Origin of the sequence: Ralstonia mannitolilytica (assembly GCF_905397375.1) — a bacterium.
Taxonomy (GTDB): Bacteria; Pseudomonadota; Gammaproteobacteria; order Burkholderiales; family Burkholderiaceae; genus Ralstonia; species Ralstonia mannitolilytica.
The window spans coordinates 40,284-57,745 of record NZ_CAJPVG010000013.1; the positions used below are offsets into that span (position 1 = coordinate 40,284).

At 62.5% G+C, this 17,462-nt stretch carries 15 protein-coding genes; 12 read left to right on the forward strand and 3 right to left on the reverse strand.

All coding sequences use genetic code 11. The features are described from left to right. The first annotated feature begins 56 nt into the window (after nt 1-56). The 9 genes from KHN96_RS19750 (at nt 57) to KHN96_RS19790 (ending at nt 10,751) form a co-directional block, all read left to right on the forward strand. Nucleotides 57-371: a DUF2933 domain-containing protein gene (locus KHN96_RS19750; protein WP_004635160.1), complete on the forward strand. Its 315-nt coding sequence runs from the start codon at nt 57-59 to the stop codon at nt 369-371. A gap of 23 nt (nt 372-394) precedes the next feature. After that, entirely contained in the window at nt 395-1,060 is a 666-nt protein-coding gene (locus tag KHN96_RS19755; RefSeq protein ID WP_004635159.1) for a methyltransferase family protein, read from the forward strand. A 16-nt stretch (nt 1,061-1,076) separates the two neighbouring features. Further along, nucleotides 1,077-2,441 carry an MBL fold metallo-hydrolase gene (locus KHN96_RS19760; RefSeq protein WP_004635157.1) on the forward strand — a complete coding sequence of 455 codons (1,365 nt, stop codon included), beginning with the start codon at nt 1,077-1,079 and terminating at the stop codon, nt 2,439-2,441. After that, the gene (locus KHN96_RS19765; protein WP_004635154.1) at nt 2,438-3,952 is read left to right on the forward strand and encodes a thymidine phosphorylase family protein; all 1,515 of its coding nucleotides are present in this window, start codon (nt 2,438-2,440) and stop codon (nt 3,950-3,952) included. Before KHN96_RS19760 ends, KHN96_RS19765 begins: the two co-directional genes overlap by 4 nt. Next, nucleotides 3,949-4,854 (forward strand): ribose-phosphate pyrophosphokinase, encoded by a 906-nt coding sequence (locus tag KHN96_RS19770; protein WP_004635153.1) that lies wholly within the window; start codon nt 3,949-3,951, stop codon nt 4,852-4,854. Before KHN96_RS19765 ends, KHN96_RS19770 begins: the two co-directional genes overlap by 4 nt. A gap of 142 nt (nt 4,855-4,996) precedes the next feature. Then, complete coding sequence (locus tag KHN96_RS19775; protein WP_009241691.1) at nt 4,997-6,340, forward strand: SAM-dependent methyltransferase; 1,344 nt, start codon at nt 4,997-4,999, stop codon at nt 6,338-6,340. A gap of 4 nt (nt 6,341-6,344) precedes the next feature. Further along, a complete protein-coding gene (locus KHN96_RS19780) occupies nt 6,345-6,995 on the forward strand; it encodes a DUF6629 family protein (RefSeq protein WP_004635145.1) in 651 nt (216 codons plus the stop codon). After that, on the forward strand, nt 6,992-9,436 hold the full coding sequence (locus KHN96_RS19785; protein ID WP_004635142.1) for a heavy metal translocating P-type ATPase: 2,445 nt from the start codon (nt 6,992-6,994) through the stop codon (nt 9,434-9,436). The genes KHN96_RS19780 and KHN96_RS19785 overlap by 4 nt, the downstream gene beginning before the upstream one ends. 7 nt (nt 9,437-9,443) lie before the next feature. Next, nucleotides 9,444-10,751 carry an MFS transporter gene (locus KHN96_RS19790; protein WP_004635140.1) on the forward strand — a complete coding sequence of 436 codons (1,308 nt, stop codon included), beginning with the start codon at nt 9,444-9,446 and terminating at the stop codon, nt 10,749-10,751. Between the two features lie 165 nt (nt 10,752-10,916). Here the strand turns inward: KHN96_RS19790 and KHN96_RS19795 are convergent, their stop codons facing one another. Beyond that, the gene (locus KHN96_RS19795; RefSeq protein WP_012435756.1) at nt 10,917-11,243 is read right to left on the reverse strand and encodes a four-helix bundle copper-binding protein; all 327 of its coding nucleotides are present in this window, start codon (nt 11,241-11,243) and stop codon (nt 10,917-10,919) included. A gap of 577 nt (nt 11,244-11,820) precedes the next feature. Between KHN96_RS19795 and copC the strand changes: the two genes are divergently transcribed. After that, entirely contained in the window at nt 11,821-12,207 is a 387-nt protein-coding gene (gene copC, locus KHN96_RS19800; RefSeq protein ID WP_009277764.1) for a copper homeostasis periplasmic binding protein CopC, read from the forward strand. A 122-nt stretch (nt 12,208-12,329) separates the two neighbouring features. Here the strand turns inward: copC and KHN96_RS19805 are convergent, their stop codons facing one another. Next, nucleotides 12,330-13,727: a heavy metal sensor histidine kinase gene (locus KHN96_RS19805; RefSeq protein ID WP_009241690.1), complete on the reverse strand. Its 1,398-nt coding sequence runs from the start codon at nt 13,725-13,727 to the stop codon at nt 12,330-12,332. Continuing rightward, nucleotides 13,727-14,413 (reverse strand): heavy metal response regulator transcription factor, encoded by a 687-nt coding sequence (locus KHN96_RS19810; RefSeq protein ID WP_012435757.1) that lies wholly within the window; start codon nt 14,411-14,413, stop codon nt 13,727-13,729. The genes KHN96_RS19805 and KHN96_RS19810 overlap by 1 nt, the downstream gene beginning before the upstream one ends. 171 nt (nt 14,414-14,584) lie before the next feature. On the opposite strand from KHN96_RS19810, the gene KHN96_RS19815 reads away from it, so the two are divergent. Together KHN96_RS19815 and KHN96_RS19820 are read left to right on the forward strand one after the other, a co-directional pair. After that, nucleotides 14,585-16,480 (forward strand): copper resistance system multicopper oxidase, encoded by a 1,896-nt coding sequence (locus tag KHN96_RS19815; protein ID WP_009241688.1) that lies wholly within the window; start codon nt 14,585-14,587, stop codon nt 16,478-16,480. Then, entirely contained in the window at nt 16,480-17,454 is a 975-nt protein-coding gene (locus KHN96_RS19820) for a copper resistance protein B (protein ID WP_009241687.1), read from the forward strand. Before KHN96_RS19815 ends, KHN96_RS19820 begins: the two co-directional genes overlap by 1 nt. The last annotated feature ends 8 nt before the right edge of the window (nt 17,455-17,462 follow it).

Here is a 17,462-nt window from a genome sequence, read left to right on the forward strand (position 1 = left end):
CGGCCGGGCAGTGCACCGATCGGCGTCCCTAACCTTGACCTTGCGAAGGAGTTCTCATGTCGTCGCTTCGATCTCTCTCCAGGCACCGCCAGTCGGGCCGCATCGGTTCAGGGGCCATCTTCATTGCGTTTGCGTTGATTGCCCTGTTCTTCCTGTTCACCGAGCACCGGGCACATCTGTTCGGCTGGTTGCCGTTTCTTCTACTGCTGGCTTGTCCGCTGCTGCACCTCTTCCACGGGCACGGTGGCCATGGAGGGCACGCAGGTCACGAGGACCAGCCGCGCGGTTCCGATTCCGGAAGTAGCCGCCCATCGGGGTCGACGGCCAGCGAACAACCGCCCGTTCAGGGCGCTCAGCATCACCACCACTAAGTTCTTCTCAGAGGAGCGCCATCATGGACCAATCGACACCTCCCGCCTATGGCTTATGGTCGCTGGTAATCATCAATTCCCTCGTTTTCATCATCTTCGCGTTCAGCTTCGCCAAGCCACAAAGCCCGCGCGACTGGCGTTCGTTTGGCGCGTTCTCTGCGTTCCTGGTGGCGCTATTCACCGAGATGTACGGCTTCCCGCTGACGATCTACCTCCTGTCGGGTTGGCTGAGCGCGAAGTTCCCCGGCGTGAATTTCATGTCGCATGACGCTGGCCACCTGCTGGAGGTGATGTTCGGCTGGCGCGCCAATCCGCATTTCGGGCCGTTCCATCTGCTGAGCGCTATCTTCATCGGCGGTGGCTTTTGGCTATTGTCGGCCGCTTGGGCGGTGCTTTACCACAACCAGCGGAGCCATACGCTGGCGACCACCGGCGCCTACTCCCGTATCCGGCATCCGCAGTATGTGGGCTTCGTTTTGATCATGTTCGGTTTTCTACTGCAGTGGCCGACCATCCTGACACTGCTGATGTTCCCAGTGCTGGTGGTCATGTACGTGCGTTTGGCCATTACGGAAGAGAAGTGGGCGGAGCGCGAATTTGGGGAGGAGTGGGCGCACTATGCGTCGCACACCCCGCGGTTCATCCCGAATTTTGGCGACAAGCAAGCGGATCGCCACCACCACGCATGACAAAAAGGGGGAGGCGATGAAGCTCAGTTTTCACGGTGCGGCCGGCACAGTGACCGGCTCAAAGTATTTGGTGGAGCATCAGGGGCAGCGCCTGCTGGTTGATTGCGGGTTGTTCCAGGGCTACAAGCAGTTGCGATTGCTGAACTGGGAGCCGTTGCCGTTCAGCGCCGCCGACATCGATGCGGTGGTGCTGACACACTCCCATCTGGACCATGCCGGTGCGTTACCGTTGCTCGTGAAACAGGGCTTCCGGGGCCGGATTCTGGCGACGCCCTCGACAATCGAACTATGCGGTCTGCTGTTGCCCGACAGCGGGAGAATCCAGGAGGAGGACGCCGCCTATGCGAACCGGCATCACACCTCCAAGCACGCCACGGCTTTGCCGCTGTACACGGAGGACGACGCACGTCGCGCAATGGAACAGTTGCACCGATTGCCTTTCGACCAGTGTGTGGACGTCGTCCCCGACGTTACGGTGACCTTGCGCCCGGCTGGGCATATTCTCGGCGCGGCCTCGGCCGAACTGACAGCGGGGCAGACGACAGTGCTGTTCTCCGGAGACGTTGGCCGCCCCGACGACCCGGTGATGCGTGCGCCTGCGCCGGCTCCCAAGGCAGACTACATCGTTGTCGAATCGACTTATGGGGACCGGCTACACGAACCGGTACCCAATGCGCAGGCCGTGCTCGGTGAGGCGATTGCTCGCACAGCACACCGTGGCGGCATGGTCGTGATTCCGGCGTTTGCGGTGGGGCGTGCACAGTTGCTGCTGCATTTGATCCACAAGCTGAAGCAACAGGGCGCGATTCCAGACCTGCCTGTTTTTCTCGACAGCCCGATGGCAATAGATGCAACCGAGATCTATCACCGCCATCACGCCGAACATAAGCTGTCGCTCGAAGATTGCCTCGGGATGTACAAAGCTGCGCGCATGATCAGGACCCCGGAGGAATCGCGGGCGCTGGCTGGGCTGGCCCTCCCGGCTGTGATCATCTCGGCCAGCGGCATGGCCACCGGCGGCCGCGTGCTGCACCATCTGAAGCATCTGGCGCCGGACCGGCGCAACACCATCATCCTGGCCGGTTATCAGGCTGGGGGGACACGCGGCGCGCGGCTGCAGGCTGGTGAGCGAAGCCTGCGCATTCACGGTGAGGACGTCGCCGTGCGTGCCGAAGTGATTTCACTGCAGGGCATGTCGGCGCATGCCGATGCAAGCCAATTGATCGAGTGGCTGGGCAGTGCGCCAGCGGCGCCGCGCTCGGTGTTCGTCACCCATGGCGAGCCGGGGCCGGCTGATGCGATGCGCCAGCGCATCGAGCGGGAACTTGGGTGGTCCGCCAGCGTTCCGTTGTTGGGACAGCACGTGGAGTTCGATGTATGAGGAACCCTCGCCACAGGGCAAGTCTTGCCGTGCGTCGGATGGGCATCGAGACGCAGCAGGAATATGTCGTCTACATGCATCGAGACTGCCATGTTTGCCGCTCCGAGGGTTTCGAGGCGCAGACGCGAGTACTGATTAGCCTGAACGGACGCTCGATCATCGCCACGCTGAACGTTGTCGATCCGACCTTGCTGGAGTTGGGGGAGGCGGCGCTTTCGAACAGCGCGTGGCGAGCGCTGGCGCCCGCGCCGGGCGACCGGATCACGATCTCGCATGCCCCGACGCTGGACTCAATGAGCCAGGTGCGGGCGAAGATCTACGGCCACAGGCTCGACGCGTCGGCTCTGGACTCGATCATTAGTGACGTCGCCGCTGGCAGCTACCCTGGGACACATATCGCCGCTTTTCTAAGCGCCTGCGCCGGCGGGCGGATGGATTTGCAGGAGACGATCGATCTGACGCGAGCGATGCTGGCCGCGGGCAAGCGGCTCGACTGGGGGCATGCACCGATCGCGGACAAGCACTGTGTGGGTGGATTGCCGGGAAACCGCACGACGCCGATTGTCGTGTCGATCATCACCGCGGCCGGGCTCACGATGCCGAAGACGTCGTCAAGGGCCATTACCTCGCCGGCTGGCACCGCCGACGTGATCGAAACGATGACGCCGGTGGCGCTCGATTTGGAGCAGATGCGCCGCGTTGTCCAACGCGAGGGCGGCTGCTTTGTCTGGGGAGGCTCGCTGGCGCTCAGCCCGGCCGACGACATGTTGATCCGCGTCGAGCGCCCGCTGGACCTCGACAGCGACGCGCAGCTCGTGGCATCTGTGCTGTCGAAGAAGATCGCTGCCGGCGCTACCCACTCCGTGATCGATGTGCCGGTCGGGCCGACCGCCAAGGTGCGCAGTGACGCAGACTACGAGTGCCTGAAGCAAATGCTGGAGCAGGTAGCGCAGGCCTTTGATTTGCACTTGCAGGTAGTGCGTACGGACGGGACGCAGCCGGTGGGCCGTGGCATTGGTCCCTCACTGGAGGCGCACGACGTGCTGGCAGTCCTTCAGCGTGCCGAGCGCGCGCCCGAGGATCTGAGCGTGCGCGCTGTCGCATTGGCTGGACAACTGTTGGAATTTTGCGGTCACAGCGAGCCGGGTACTGGCGTCTTGGTCGCTCAGCGGTTGCTTGATAGCGGCGCCGCGTGGGCCAAATTCCAGGCGATCTGCAAAGCGCAAGGGGGCTTACGCGAGCCGCAGCGGGCGCGGCTACGCGAGCCTGTGCTGGCCGAACGTGACGGGATGGTACGTGAGATCGACAGCCGGCGGTTGGCTCGCGTGGCCAAGCTCGCCGGGGCACCGAAGGCACCCGCTGCCGGGCTCGAACTGCATGTCAAGCTGGGGGATCGCGTCGAGCGAGGTATGCCGCTGTTCACCGTGCATGCCGAAGCGCTCGGCGAGTTGGACTACGCGTTCGACTACCTGGAGGCTCACCCGCTGATCGATGTGGGAGATTCGAGATGACGCCACTGATTTTTGCCATGCCGGGCAATGAAGCGATGGCAGAGAAGCTGGCTTCGGCGTTGGGCGCAGAGCGCGGGACTACGACGGTGCGGCGCTTTCCGGATGGAGAGTCGTATGTGCGGGTGGAGTCTGCCGTGGAGGGGCGGCGGGTCGCCATCGTCTGCACGCTAGACCGGCCGGACGACAAGCTGATTCCGTTGCTGCTGTTGGCGGCGGCCGCCCGGGAGAACGGTGCGACCGACGTTGGTCTGGTCGCACCTTACCTCGCCTACATGCGACAGGATAGTTGCTTCCAGCCGGGTGAGACGGTGAGTGCACGGCATTTTGCAGCCTGGTTGTCGCGTGGATTTGATTGGCTGGCAACAGTCGATCCCCACTTGCACCGCATCACCAAGTTGTCGCAGGTCTATGTAATCCCAACGCGTCACGTCCACGCGGCGCCGGCTGTGGCGGCATGGCTGCGCGCCCATGTGACACGCCCGGCGCTTGTGGGCCCTGACGAGGAGAGCAACCAATGGGTGGCCGATGTCGCAAGCAGGGCGGACGCGCCCATGGTGGTGCTGCACAAGGTCCGCAAAGGTGACCGGGATGTCGAGGTTTCGGTGCCGGATGTGGAGCGCTGGCGCGACCACACGCCGGTGCTGGTCGATGACATTGTCTCCACCGGTCGCACGATGGCCGAGACCATTGGTCATCTGCGGCGCGCGGGCTTGGCCGCGCCTGTGTGCATCGCGATTCACGCGGTGTTTTCAGGCAACGCGGTTCAGGATTTGGAGTCCACTGGGGCCGGGCTGGTGGTGAGCTGCGACACGGTTGTCCATCCCACCAATGGAATCTCCGTTGCCCCGGACCTAGCGTCCGCGGTTCGTGAACTCATGCAAGACCCCGGGGGTGCCACATGAGTGCCAAGACTCCGCACGTTCACTTCGAGATAGATCTGGCCGGATTTTGCAAAGCCGCGATTCCGATGTCGGGTTGGCGCTTCATCGTGTCAATTGGCGGAGAGGACCGCGACGAGCCATCAACCCAACGGGAGGGCAAGAGATGAACAGCACCAAGGCATTTATTGGCAGCGTTCCTTCGACCGACACCGAGCCGGCGCTACGCATCCTGCGTCGGTTGCTCGCTGGGATGGAGAAGCCGCCCGCACTGCGGCTGTGGAACGACACGCTGCACGGGCACGATACGGCGGTCGATTTCACGTTGGTGGTGCGGGACCCCAGCCTGTTGCGTCAGTTGGTGGTGGCGCGCAGTCCCCTTTTATTGGCTGACGCGTACTTTCGGGGCGTGCTCGACATCGAGGGAGACCTGTACGGCGCGCTCCGGTTGAAGAACCATTTCGAGTCGATCCAGTTGTCGTGGCGCGACAAGCTCGCGCTGTTAAAGGACGCGTTAATGCTGCCCGCTCCGGACCTGGGTGAGATCAAACCGGATGCGGGCTTCGCATCCCGGGTCGCCCGGCGCTTCGCGCACCGGCATTCGCGCCACAGCGATCGCGCCGCGATCTCGTTCCACTATGACGTGTCCAACAAGTTCTATGGGTTGTGGCTGGACGAGGAGCGGGTGTACTCCTGCGCCTACTTCGAGCAGCCCTCCGATTCGCTGGACACGGCGCAGCGCAACAAGCTTGAGCACGTTTGCCGCAAGCTGCGCCTGCGGCCCGGCGAACGGCTGCTGGATATCGGCTGCGGCTGGGGGGCGCTCGTATGTTGGGCCGCGCGCGAGCACGGTGTGCACGCCCACGGCATCACCCTAAGCGAGCGACAGCTCGAATACGCCCGCGAGCGCATTCGGATCGAAGGGTTACAGGATCGCGTCACGGTGGAGTTGCGCGATTACCGTGATCTGGAAGGCGAGGGTGTCTACGACAAGGTTTCCAGCATCGGGATGTTCGAGCACGTCGGCCTGCGCAACCTGCCGGCCTACTATGCGGTGGTGCGTCGGATGCTCAAGCCGGGCGGCCTATTCTTGAACCACGGCATCACGCACGACGAGGAAGGGTGGAACAAGACAGCTGCCACCGAGTTCATCAATCGCTATGTATTTCCCGACGGCGAGCTTGATTGCATCAGCAACATCCAACTCGGCATGGAGCGCGCGGGCTTTGAGATCCATGACGTCGAGGGACTGCGCCCGCACTACGCGATGACCTTACGGCACTGGGTGCATCGCCTGGAGGCTCAGCGCGATGCGGCGATCGCTGAAGTTGGAGAAGCCGCCTATCGCGTCTGGCGCCTGTACATGGCGGCCTGCGCGTTGGAGTTCGAGGCCGGTGGCTCCGGCATCTATCAAATCCTGGCGTCCAATCGCCACCCGGGTAAATGGCCTGTGCCGATGACACGGCGTGATCTGTACCGCAGTCGACCGCATTGGGATTGGGGGAACTAGCGCTATGTGCTTTTCCGCGACGGCCAGCTTTGGCTCCGGCACGCTACTGCTGGCAATCGGCACCGTGACGCTGCGTATGGCGCGCTGCCCGGCGGAGCGCCCTTATGCCGCCATCCCATTGCTGTTTGCGATCCAGCAGCTTGTCGAGGGGGTGGTCTGGCTCAGTTTTGGTGGCCCCGCTTGGCTTAACTTTGTTGCTACGCAGGTGTACTCATTTTTCTCCCACGTACTGTGGCCGGTGTACGTCCCCTTAGCGGCATGGCTGCTAGAGCCCCGGGGTCCGCGCCGCCGAGGGTTGTTGGCCTTTGTGGTTATGGGTCTGGCTGTGGGTGCATACCTGTTGTACAGCCTGGTGGTCAACCCGATTCAGGCGCGCCCGATGGCAGGCCATGTGGACTACCAGTCCCCGCATTTCTACATTGTCGCGTCGATGACGCTGTACCTGCTTTCCACGACGGTGAGCCTGTTGCTCTCCAGCCATGTTTGGGTCAAGGTGTTCGGGGCGCTCACGCTGGCCGCTTCGTTCACCGCCTACGTTTTCTATGCCCATTGGTTCATTTCGGTGTGGTGCTTCTTCGCCGCGCTGCTGAGTGGCGCTGTCGCACTGCACTTCATCGCACTGCGTTCGATTCCCCAACAACGGATTCCCTCATGAGCACAACCAACACATTCGAGGTGGCAGGGCTACTATCGCCGCTGGCAGCGCGCGGCGTCGAAAAGCACCTAGCGCAGATGCCGGGCATTGAGCATGTCTCGGTCAACGCGGTGGCCGGATCGGCCACGGTGACGTACGACCAGGGGCGCATTGATCCGGAACGCATCCGGGCGGCAATCCAGGACTGCGGGTACCACTGTGCGGGCGAAATGTTGCCCCGGCACATGTGCGGGCCGATGGAGCATGCTGTGGCGCCGGCACACGCGCACGGCCATATTCAGCACGAGCATCCTGAGCGGCACGTACATGCCGCTGGTGGGCCGGCCACAGCGGAGGCGCCCGTCGCGCACGACCACGCCGCGATGGCTCACGGTGGCATGGATGCAATGGCCCACGAGATGGGCCATGGCCCCGGTATGGATGCCAAGGGGATGGCGCGCGACATGCGCAACCGTTTCTGGGTCTGCCTGGCGTTTACGGTGCCGATCTTCCTGTATGCCCCGATGGGCATGGATTTCATCAAGCTGAAGCCACCGTTCGGCCTGGATTTGGGGCTGTGGCTGTTCCTGCTCGCCACCGCTGCGGTGATCTACCCCGCGTGGCCGTTCTTCGTCGCCGCCGCGCGTGCGTTGCGCAATGGCGTGCTCAACATGGCGGTGTTGGTGGTGCTGAGCGTCGGCACCGGCTACGTCTTCAGTGTCGGCAGCACCTTCATTTTCGGCGGTGCGCAGTTCTATGAGGCTGTGTCGGTGTTGCTGGTGTTCATTCTGCTGGGCCACTGGCTGGAGATGCGCGCGCGCGCAGGAGCGTCGGAAGCCATCCGCGCGCTGATGGATTTGGCCCCGCCAAAGGCCACTGTCTTGCGCGCCGGCAAGGAAGTGACTGTGGCGACCGCCGAAGTGCTGCTCGACGACATCGTCCTGGTGCGTCCTGGCGACAAGATTCCGGTTGACGGCGAGGTGCTCGAGGGCGGTTCTCAGGTGGACGAATCGATGCTCACCGGCGAGTCGATGCCGGTGAAGAAGATGGTGGGCGACAAGGTGATTGGCGCGACGATCAACAAGAGCGGCAGCTTCCGTTATCGTGCGACCAAGGTGGGTGCCGACACCGCGTTGGCGCAGATCGTCAAACTGGTGCAGGAGGCGCAGAATTCCAAAGCGCCAGCGCAGTTGCTGGCCGACCAGGCCTCACAATGGCTGGTCGTGATCGCCTTCCTGATCGGTGTGGCCACTTTCGCTGTCTGGTACTTCGTGCTCGGGCAGCCGGTACTGCTGGCACTGACACTCACGATCACGGTGTTTGTGATTGCCTGCCCAGATGCACTGGGGTTGGCGACGCCGATGGCGGTGATGGTGGGTACCGGCCTGGGCGCGATGAACGGCATCTTGTTCAAGAATGCTGCGGCGCTGGAGGACGCGACACGGCTAAATGTGGTGATCTTCGACAAGACCGGCACCCTGACGCTTGGCGAGCCGGAAGTGGTCGATATAGCGGTGGCCCGGGACGTAACGCCAGACGACCTGCTGCGCGTTTCAGGCTCGGTCGAAAAGCTCTCCGAACACCCGCTTGCGGTCGCGATCCTCAAGCGTGCCGGCGCACTGGCCTCCGAAGCGGTGACGGATTTCACCAACATCGATGGGCAGGGCACGCAGGCGGTGGTGGCCGGTCGGCTGGCCCTGCTCGGTAATCGGCGGTTGATGGAGGCCAATGGCGTTGACCTTGGCGCGCTCAAGGCAGATGCCGACCGTCTGCAGGGCCAAGGCCGCACCGTGGTGCACGTCGCACACGGCGGTCGCCTGATCGGTTTGATCGCGATCGCCGACGCAGTGAGGCCGTCTTCGGCCGAGACGATCAAGGCACTGCATGGCCGCGGGGTGCAGGTCGCAATGCTAACCGGTGACAACCGTTCGACCGCTGAGCGCATTGCGAAGGAATTGGGCATCGACATCGTGCTGGCCGACGTGCTGCCGGGCGACAAGGCCGCAAAGGTCAAGGAACTGCAGGGGCAGGGCAAGAAGGTCGGCATGGTGGGCGATGGCGTCAATGATGCTCCGGCGCTGACGCAAGCCGACGTGGGCTTCGCGATCGGTGCGGGCACCGATGTCGCGATGGAGAGTGCCGATGTGGTCCTGATGAAAAGCGATCCGCTGGATGTGGTCGGTGCGATTGAACTGTCCCGCGCGACCTTGCGAAAGATGCATCAGAACCTGTGGTGGGCGGTCGCCTATAACGTAGTGGCGTTCCCGTTGGCGGCCGGCGTACTCTACCCATTCACGATCAGCCCCGAGGTGGCGGCGATTACCATGTCGGGCAGCTCTGCGCTAGTGGCGATTAACGCGCTAATGCTCAAGCGAACCCGGCTGACTGGAATCCGACGCGCAAGCGCGGCGACGGTCCACAACGGCGTGACCGCTCCGGTGGCCGCTCACGGCGCGGGCTGAAGGCATCATGCTTAATCAATCGTCCGCCACTCCCGCACCCCTCGATGCGCGGGCCGTCAGGCCAGCGTTGGTCGTGCTGCTTGCTCTGGTATTTGTTGTCTCTCTCGGCTATGGAGTCGGGCTGCCGTTGCTGCAGTTGTATCTGGCGCAGTACCTGCCTGGTGCGACGCGGCAAACGCTGGCGTGGCACGTTGGCATGCTGGGAGGAATCTACACGCTCGCGCTGTTCATCTTTGCGCCGTGGTGGGGCCGCCAGTCGGATCATCGTGGGCGGGCGGCGGCGCTGACTACCGGCTTCGCTATGTTTGTGCTGGGAACCGCGATGGTCGCGCTAATACCCAGTCTCATGGCGATCTATGGCGGTCGATTGATCGCCGGGGCGGGGGCAGCGGCTATCGTGCCCGGTGCCCAGGCCTATGTGACCGACATCAGCAATACCGAGGACAGGAGTCGGCGCTTTGTGCTGATCGGTAGTGCATCGTTCGTTGGCTTTCTCGCGGGCCCCGCGTTCGGTAGTTGGCTTGCCGGGCCGCTGATGGGCATGCCTGCAGGCCAGATGCCCAGTATGGTCAACTGGCCCGCGTTGGTGGTCGCATCGGTCGGACTGCCACTTCTGTTGGCGGTTCGCCGCTGCCTGAGCACGACCAAGCCGATCTTGCTCGACAGCGGCTCGGTGCAGATGACCCGGCAGCGCAAGCGCTTCGTTGCTGTATCGATGCTGTTAGCCCTGCTGGCGTCCTTTGCCGCAGGTACCTTCGAAGTCGGCTTCAGCCTGTTTGGTGGCCAGACACTGCGCCTACCCAACTCGATGATTGCGGTGATGTTTGTCACGTGCAGCCTGGCGATGCTCGCCGCGCAGGCTTTGCTGCTGCTTCCGGCAGTGCGCAAGCATATCGACCATCGCTGGGTTGCCGGCGCATTTGCCGGCTCAGCGGTGGCACTGGGCTTTGCCGCACTGGTGCCCGATGCCGCCGCGCTTGGGCTGCTAATCGCCGTGGTGGCTACCGGCGTCGGCATGATTGGACCGGTGCTGTCTTATGAGTTGCTGGAAGGTGACCGTAGTTTCGCTGGGTCGCTGTTGGCAAGGCAGGCAGCCGCAGGCAACCTGGGGCAGGCACTAGGTTCGGTGAGTGCCGGTACCCTGTTTGGATGGAATACGTTCGCTCCATTTTGGGCAGCGGCGGCTGTGTTGCTGCTTGGTAGTGTGGCTGCACTGCGTTGGTGGGGCGCGGCGCGGCAGGCTGAACGTCAGCCAGAGCAGCGCAGCTTTCAAGCAGAAGGAGAAAGGCAGACGAGGGAAGGGCGGGGCGCATGAACAACAATGAAAATTCCTCGTGCTATGTGCGCGCATTGTGCTTTTGAGGCCGCTTTCCAATGGCAGCGCACCGAACCGGCAATTCGTGGATGGTGTAACACGTGACGGCGGATGTGACCTATCAGCGCCATTTGCTCCTTCCAATTGAACTGGGGTTCAAAGCCGTTATTGCATAGCTCGACAGGCTTGCGCGCATTCCTCACACGCACGTGCGCAAGTTTGACAGTGGTCGTGTGCATGCTTCGCGCACTCTGCGCCGCATTTCTGACAGATGGTTGCGCATAATACGCAAACGGCTTTGGCTTGGCTGCTGCCGCGTGCCATATAACCAACGGCAGTCTGGCACAACTCCGCGCAATCGAGATCCAGGCGAATACAGTCGGCAAGTTCCGCCGGGCTTGGCTCGTTGAGGCAAGCCACAGCACAGTGCAAGCATGTGACCTGACACGCGTTACAGGCGTCGAGACATTCTTGATAGGTTTGGTGAGACATCGTCGTTCTCCTGGGTGGTTGGCGTACCGACATGGCATGCGCACCCACGAGAAAGCAAGGACGGCGCCTTGTGCCAAAGAGGCGGGGCACGTTGAGTCGCAAATGGCCAGATCTGTCCGAACCGTAATCGGACCGCCATGTGGCGGTCATGTGCGCTTTCCGCCAGTGGCCCATGGTGAACCGAAGTGTTCGCGCTCTCGGCGGAATGCGGTCGGCACGTGGAGACGCGCGTGCGCCACGACGACCACAAGGCCATGTCGCGGGGGTGTGCCGGATCGCATTGGGCAGCAAATCACCAACGTAGCAGCGCCACAGCAAAGTGGTCTAGAACTAGCCTCTGGTGGACGGTGTCGAGCCGGTGCCGAACCCGTACACCTCTATGCGTCGTGACATCACCCAGCGGGCGCTACCGCGCGCACCAACAACTTCGGTACGCATTGCCATATCGTGCTGTTTTGGGACACCGATTACCATCTCATCGCACGCTAGTTGCTCGTGGGTGGTCTGACCTGCATCAACAGGCTCCGTGTGCAACGACTTAAGCTAAATGCACATTCCCAAGAAACGGAGGTGCGCCATGTCCGCAAGTCGCCGCGCATTGCGAGGCTCAGTCACCGTCCTGTTCGCGATTCTGAGCGAGATCGCTCTCGGCCATCCAAAGCTGGTTTCATCGAGACCAGCGAACAATTCTGAAGTGGCCGCCCCAAAGCGAATCGAATTGAGATTTTCAGAGGAACTTGTATTCCCGCCTTCGGGAGGTAATCTAGTTATGGCGTGGCTGCCGGGCCGGGCGCTTCACGGGCCGATGAAGATTCCGGCTGAAGTATCGCGTGGCGGAGACGCCAAGACGGTCGTTATTCAGCCGACTCAACCTCTCATGGCTGGTTCCTATCGCGTTGACTGGCAAGCGGTCTCATCCGATGGGCATCCTGTCAATGGCAGGATCGTATTCCGAGTACGATGAAGCGCCGATCCTCATCGTTTGAGTCCATCGGAGTGGCGCGCGAAACCGGCGGCTGTTTCGGTTTGCGACCCAAAATGCCCGCCAAGCCCGGCTTGGCAGTAGTCGCCGCAGTGTGCAAAGAACTATACAGACAATATTGCGGCATCGATGCAACGCGGTAGGCGGATAGAGAACCGTGTGCGCCCGTCAATGCGCGCAACGGTGATGGTGCCGCCGTGCGCCGCAACGATCGCTTTGGTGATGGCCAAGCCAAGGCCGGCACTTTCCGACTCGGGCCGCGCGCGCGATTTGTCCGCCCGGAAAAAGCGCTCGAAGATAAATGGCAGCAGCTGCGGCGCGATCTCGCTGCCGTCGTTGTCTACCGAAACCGTCATGCCGTCGCGATCATCACTGACCGAGACGACCACGCGGCCATGTCGCGGGGTGTGCCGGATGGCGTTGGAGAGCAGGTTGCTCAACGCACGGCGCAGCATGAGCCGGTCTCCTGTGACGTGTCCATCGCCCCGCGTTTCGAGCAGGACAGCCTTGTCTTCTGCAAGCGCGTCATAGAAATCGAACAACGCGCGGATTTCGTCAGCGATGCGGATGTCTTCGGCGCTTGGCAGCGTCAGGCTGTGCTCCATCTTGGCGAGGTACAGCATGTCGGACACCATGCGTGCCAGGCGCTGCAGTTCCTCCGCATTGGAGGTCAGCACATCGCGATACTTCGTGCCCTCGCGCGGCTGGGATAGCACGACCTCCGTCTGCGTGAGCAGGTTCGTGATAGGCGTACGCAGTTCATGGGCGATGTCGGTCGAGAAGTCCGACAAGCGGCGGAAATCGTTCTGCAGGCGCTCCAACATGCCGTTCAGGGTCGCGGCAAGGTCCGCCACTTCGACTGGCACGGTATCAACAGGCATGCGTTCATCGAGCTTGTCGGCAGTCACCGTGCGCGCCCGCGAGGCCATGGTGCGCAAAGGCGCCAGGCCTCGGCGTGCAGCCCACCAGCCGAATAGGCCCGTGGCCAGCGCTGCGACGGCGATATAGAAAGCGAGCGTCCCGCGGAAGGTGTGGAGGAAGTGGGCGTGAATGTCCGTGTTGATCCCCAGCAGGACATCAAGCTCGCCCGATGATCCATCTCGCAGTGGGATGGCCGCGTGCATGCCCCGATATTGCTGACCGCCTTGCGCCCAAACGAGGGTTTCGCTGGTATGCCGCAACTGCGCCAGCGCTTGCGTTGCCGCTTGAAAATCGAAATCCTGGGTTACGTACAGCATGTGCCCGTCCGAACCCTGGATACGAGCTACGAGATCGGTGCGATGTTGGATTGCCTCGCGGATGCGTTCGGGGACCTGTTCGGCGGGACTCGATTCGACAATCTTTTCAATGACGCTGACGTTCTCGCGCAGCGCGGTGTAGTCCTCCACCGCAAAGTGCTGATCCATGGCCAGCGCAATCACCACGCCCAGGCCCAGCAAGACGGCTGCCGAACACAGCGAGAAATACGCGGTGAGCCGAGTGGTCAGGGAGAACTGCCCCATCAGGCCGCGTCCTCGGGCGCTTCCAGTACATAACCCATGCCGCGTACCGTTTGGATCAGCTTCGGCTCGAAGTGGTCGTCGATCTTGGCGCGCAACCGGCGAATGGCGACGTCGATCACATTGGTATCACTGTCGAAGTTCATGTCCCAGACCTGCGAGGCGATCAGGGAGCGAGGCAAGACCTCGCCACGGCGGCGGACCAGCAGCTCCAGCAGGGAGAACTCCTTGCTCGTCAGCGGGATCTTCTGGCCTCCGCGTGAGGCACGACGGCGAGCCAAATCCAGCACAAGGTCGGCCACTTGGATTCGGTCGGACGAGACGGCACCGGTTCCCCGGCGCAGCAGCGTGCGGACCCGGGCTAGCAACTCAGCAAACGCGAATGGCTTCACCAAGTAGTCGTCGGCGCCCATTTCAAGGCCTTTGACGCGGTCGGCCACGCTGTCGCGGGCGGTCAAGAACAACACCGGCACCGCCTGTTCCGCAGCGCGCAACGATTGGACGATCTGCCAGCCATCCACGTCAGGCAGCATCACGTCCAGCAACAGCAAGTCGTAGTCGCCCGACATGGCCAGATGGCGGCCGTCAGTACCGTTGCGTGCCAGATCGACCACAAAGCCGGCTTCGGTCAGGCCTTGCTGCAGATACTCTCCGGTTTTGGGCTCGTCCTCGACGACCAACAGTTTCATATCGCGCCTGAATCACTTCCTATGATTTATGGGCTGTAGAGTACCGCGCTGCAGGCGGCATCACACCAAGATGACGGATTTGTAATGTTTCAGTCAGGTCGGGGTAGCCTGGCGCTGGGTAGCCTGCACCCACCTTTCAGAGTCGGACATTTTGTTAAGGAAATCTCGATCATGCGCAGCAATCGTGCATCCGGCCTCGTGCTACCGAACCTGCCGCGGCGGCGGTTTGTGCAAGGTTTGGCTGCCGGCGGTGTCATCGCCGGTTTGGGCCTGGGTGGTTTCACTTCGGCGGCATCCGCTGCGTCCACCGCGCTGGGGACCGCACCAGTGCTGCGCGGCACCGAATTCGACTTGGTGATCGACGAGACGCCGGTCAACTTCACGGGCAAGCCGGCTATGGCCACGACCATCAATGGCATGCTCCCGGGGCCCACGCTGCGCTGGCGCGAGGGTGACACCGTCACCTTGCGCGTGACCAATCGCCTGCGCGAGCCGACGTCAATCCACTGGCACGGCATTGTCCTGCCGTTCGAGATGGATGGCGTACCGGGCATCAGCTTCCACGGCATTCCGCCCGGCGAGACCTTTACCTACCGCTTCAAGGTGCGACAAAGCGGCAGCTACTGGTACCACTCGCATTCGGGCTTCCAGGAGATGACCGGGGTCTATGGCGCCCTCATCATCGATGCCGCCGGCGGTGACGCGATCCGGGCCGACCGCGATTACAGCGTGCTGCTGTCGGACTGGACCGACGAAGATCCGATGCGCGTCCTCTCCAAGCTCAAGACGCAGGGCGACTACTACAACTACCACCAGCCTACGGTGGTGGACTTCTTCCGCGACGTTTCCAACGATGGCTGGAAGGCGGCCATGGAAAAGCGGGCCATGTGGAACCAGATGCGCATGAACCCGACCGATCTGGCCGATCTCTCCAGTGCAACGCTCACCTATCTGACCAACGGCGTCACGCCGGCCGGCAATTGGACGGGCCTGTTTACGCCGGGCGAGACTGTGCGGTTGCGCTTCATTAACGGCTCCGGCAACACGTTCTACGACGTGCGCATCCCGGGGCTGAAACTCAAGGTGGTTCAGGTCGATGGGCAGAACATCGAGCCGGTCACGGTGGACGAATTCCGCTTCGGCCCCGGCGAGACTTGCGATGTGCTGGTCGCGCCCAAGGACGACGCCTACACCATCTTCTCGCAGTCGATGGACCGTACTGGTTATGCACGTGGCACGCTGGCTGTCTGCCGGGGCTTGCAGGCTGCAGTGCCTGCGCTCGACAAGGTGGAATGGCTGTCCATGGCTGACATGATGGGTGACATGGGCGGTATGGGTGGCATGAGCCACGGTGGCATGTCGGGCATGGACCATGGTGCGATGTCCGGTATGAACCACGGCGGCATGCCCGGTATGGATCATGGCGACATGCAGATGATGGACGACACTGGCATGACCATGATGGACTCCGGCGGCATGCAGATGATGGACCACAGCCAGCATGCGGAATCCGGCGGAGCGGCTAACAGCTTGAAGGTGCCGAGCAAGACAGCACGGCACGCGCGCACGGAATACGGTCCGAGCACCGATATGCACGTCGACATGGCGCGCACCAACCTGGACGATCCCGGCGTCGGTCTGCGCAACAACGGGCGCCGCGTTCTGGTGCTCGCCGACATGCATACCATCGGCGGTCCGATGGATAAGCGCGGTCCGGAGCGCGAGGTGGAACTGCACCTCACCGGCAACATGGAGCGCTACACGTGGTCGTTCGACGGCGTGGAGTTCGGCAAATCGACACCTGTGCACTTCCGTTATGGCGAACGGCTGCGCGTCATCCTCCACAACGACACGATGATGACGCACCCCATGCACCTGCATGGTATGTGGAGCGAACTGGAAGCGCCGGACGGTACGTTCCTCGCGCGCCGGCATACCATCCCCGTCCAGCCCGCCCAACGGATCAGCTTTCTCGTCACAGCGGACGCGCTGGGTCGCTGGGCCTGGCATTGCCACCTGATGTTGCACATGGATGCGGGTATGTTCCGCGAAGTGGTGGTGGTCTGATGCTCGACTTTCACAGCGGATTGATCATGCACAAGCACGTAAGAACACTGTTGACTGTGGCGCTGGCTGCCGCCGGCATCGGCGTTGCCTCGGCCCAGGAAATCCAACTGATGAACGGGGAGACAACCCCGGCGTCCCAATCTGGCGCTCAGAATACTGGCAGCTCAATGCAGGGGATGGACCACGGCTCGATGCAAGGCATGGACCACGGCAGCATGAAGATGCAGGATGGTTCGGCGCCGCCCGACGCACGCGATCCCGATGCTTACTCGGGCGGATACCAGCTCGGCACCGGCAAATACGCACTGGGCGATCCCCGCCACATGATGATGATGGCGGACGCGCACAACTTTGGCTCAGTGCTGGTTGACCGGCTGGAGTGGGTGCACGGTAACGATGCCAATGCAACCGCCTACGAATTGCAAGCCCGGTTCGGCAGCGTGTACAACAAAGCGGTCCTAAAAGCCGAAGGCGATGTCTCAAAGGGGCGCTTCGAAGAGGCGCGCACCGAGTTGCTGTGGAGCCATGCCGTCACAACGTTCTGGGATACCCAGCTCGGTGTGCGGAATGACACGGGTTTCGGCCGACCCACACGCAACTGGGTGGCCTTCGGCGTGCAAGGTCTGGCTCCATACTGGTTCGATGTCGAGGCCACCGCCTATGTGGGCAATAGTGGACGCACGGCATTGCGTCTGTCCAGCGAATACGAGCTGTTGCTGACCCAGCGGCTGATCCTGCAGCCGCGCATCGAAGCCAACTTCTATGGCAAGCGCGATCCCGATCTCGCCGTTGGCAGCGGGCTTTCCAACGCGACGGTGGGCTTGCGGCTGCGCTATGAGTTCAGCCGCCAGTTTGCGCCCTATATCGGCGTCGAACGCAGTCAGGCATTTGGCGGTACCGCCAACATGATCGAAGCGGCCGGTGGGCGCCGCGGCGACACCCGTTTTGTTGCGGGTGTGCGCCTCTGGTTCTAGTTTTCTCA

Excerpts from the sequence above, each read along its gene's own strand:
- KHN96_RS19820 (WP_009241687.1), top strand. The coding sequence starts at position 16,480 with ATGCTCGACTTTCACAGCGGATTGATCATGCACAAGCACGTAAGAACA.
- KHN96_RS19775 (WP_009241691.1), top strand. The coding sequence starts at position 4,997 with ATGAACAGCACCAAGGCATTTATTGGCAGCGTTCCTTCGACCGACACC.
- KHN96_RS19815 (WP_009241688.1), top strand. The coding sequence starts at position 14,585 with ATGCGCAGCAATCGTGCATCCGGCCTCGTGCTACCGAACCTGCCGCGG.
- KHN96_RS19770 (WP_004635153.1), top strand. The coding sequence starts at position 3,949 with ATGACGCCACTGATTTTTGCCATGCCGGGCAATGAAGCGATGGCAGAG.
- KHN96_RS19750 (WP_004635160.1), top strand. The coding sequence starts at position 57 with ATGTCGTCGCTTCGATCTCTCTCCAGGCACCGCCAGTCGGGCCGCATC.
- KHN96_RS19785 (WP_004635142.1), top strand. The coding sequence starts at position 6,992 with ATGAGCACAACCAACACATTCGAGGTGGCAGGGCTACTATCGCCGCTG.
- KHN96_RS19810 (WP_012435757.1), bottom strand. The coding sequence starts at position 14,413 with ATGAAACTGTTGGTCGTCGAGGACGAGCCCAAAACCGGAGAGTATCTG.
- KHN96_RS19765 (WP_004635154.1), top strand. The coding sequence starts at position 2,438 with ATGAGGAACCCTCGCCACAGGGCAAGTCTTGCCGTGCGTCGGATGGGC.
- KHN96_RS19795 (WP_012435756.1), bottom strand. The coding sequence starts at position 11,243 with ATGTCTCACCAAACCTATCAAGAATGTCTCGACGCCTGTAACGCGTGT.
- KHN96_RS19790 (WP_004635140.1), top strand. The coding sequence starts at position 9,444 with ATGCTTAATCAATCGTCCGCCACTCCCGCACCCCTCGATGCGCGGGCC.
- KHN96_RS19755 (WP_004635159.1), top strand. The coding sequence starts at position 395 with ATGGACCAATCGACACCTCCCGCCTATGGCTTATGGTCGCTGGTAATC.
- KHN96_RS19760 (WP_004635157.1), top strand. The coding sequence starts at position 1,077 with ATGAAGCTCAGTTTTCACGGTGCGGCCGGCACAGTGACCGGCTCAAAG.
- KHN96_RS19780 (WP_004635145.1), top strand. The coding sequence starts at position 6,345 with ATGTGCTTTTCCGCGACGGCCAGCTTTGGCTCCGGCACGCTACTGCTG.
- KHN96_RS19805 (WP_009241690.1), bottom strand. The coding sequence starts at position 13,727 with ATGGGGCAGTTCTCCCTGACCACTCGGCTCACCGCGTATTTCTCGCTG.
- copC (WP_009277764.1), top strand. The coding sequence starts at position 11,821 with ATGTCCGCAAGTCGCCGCGCATTGCGAGGCTCAGTCACCGTCCTGTTC.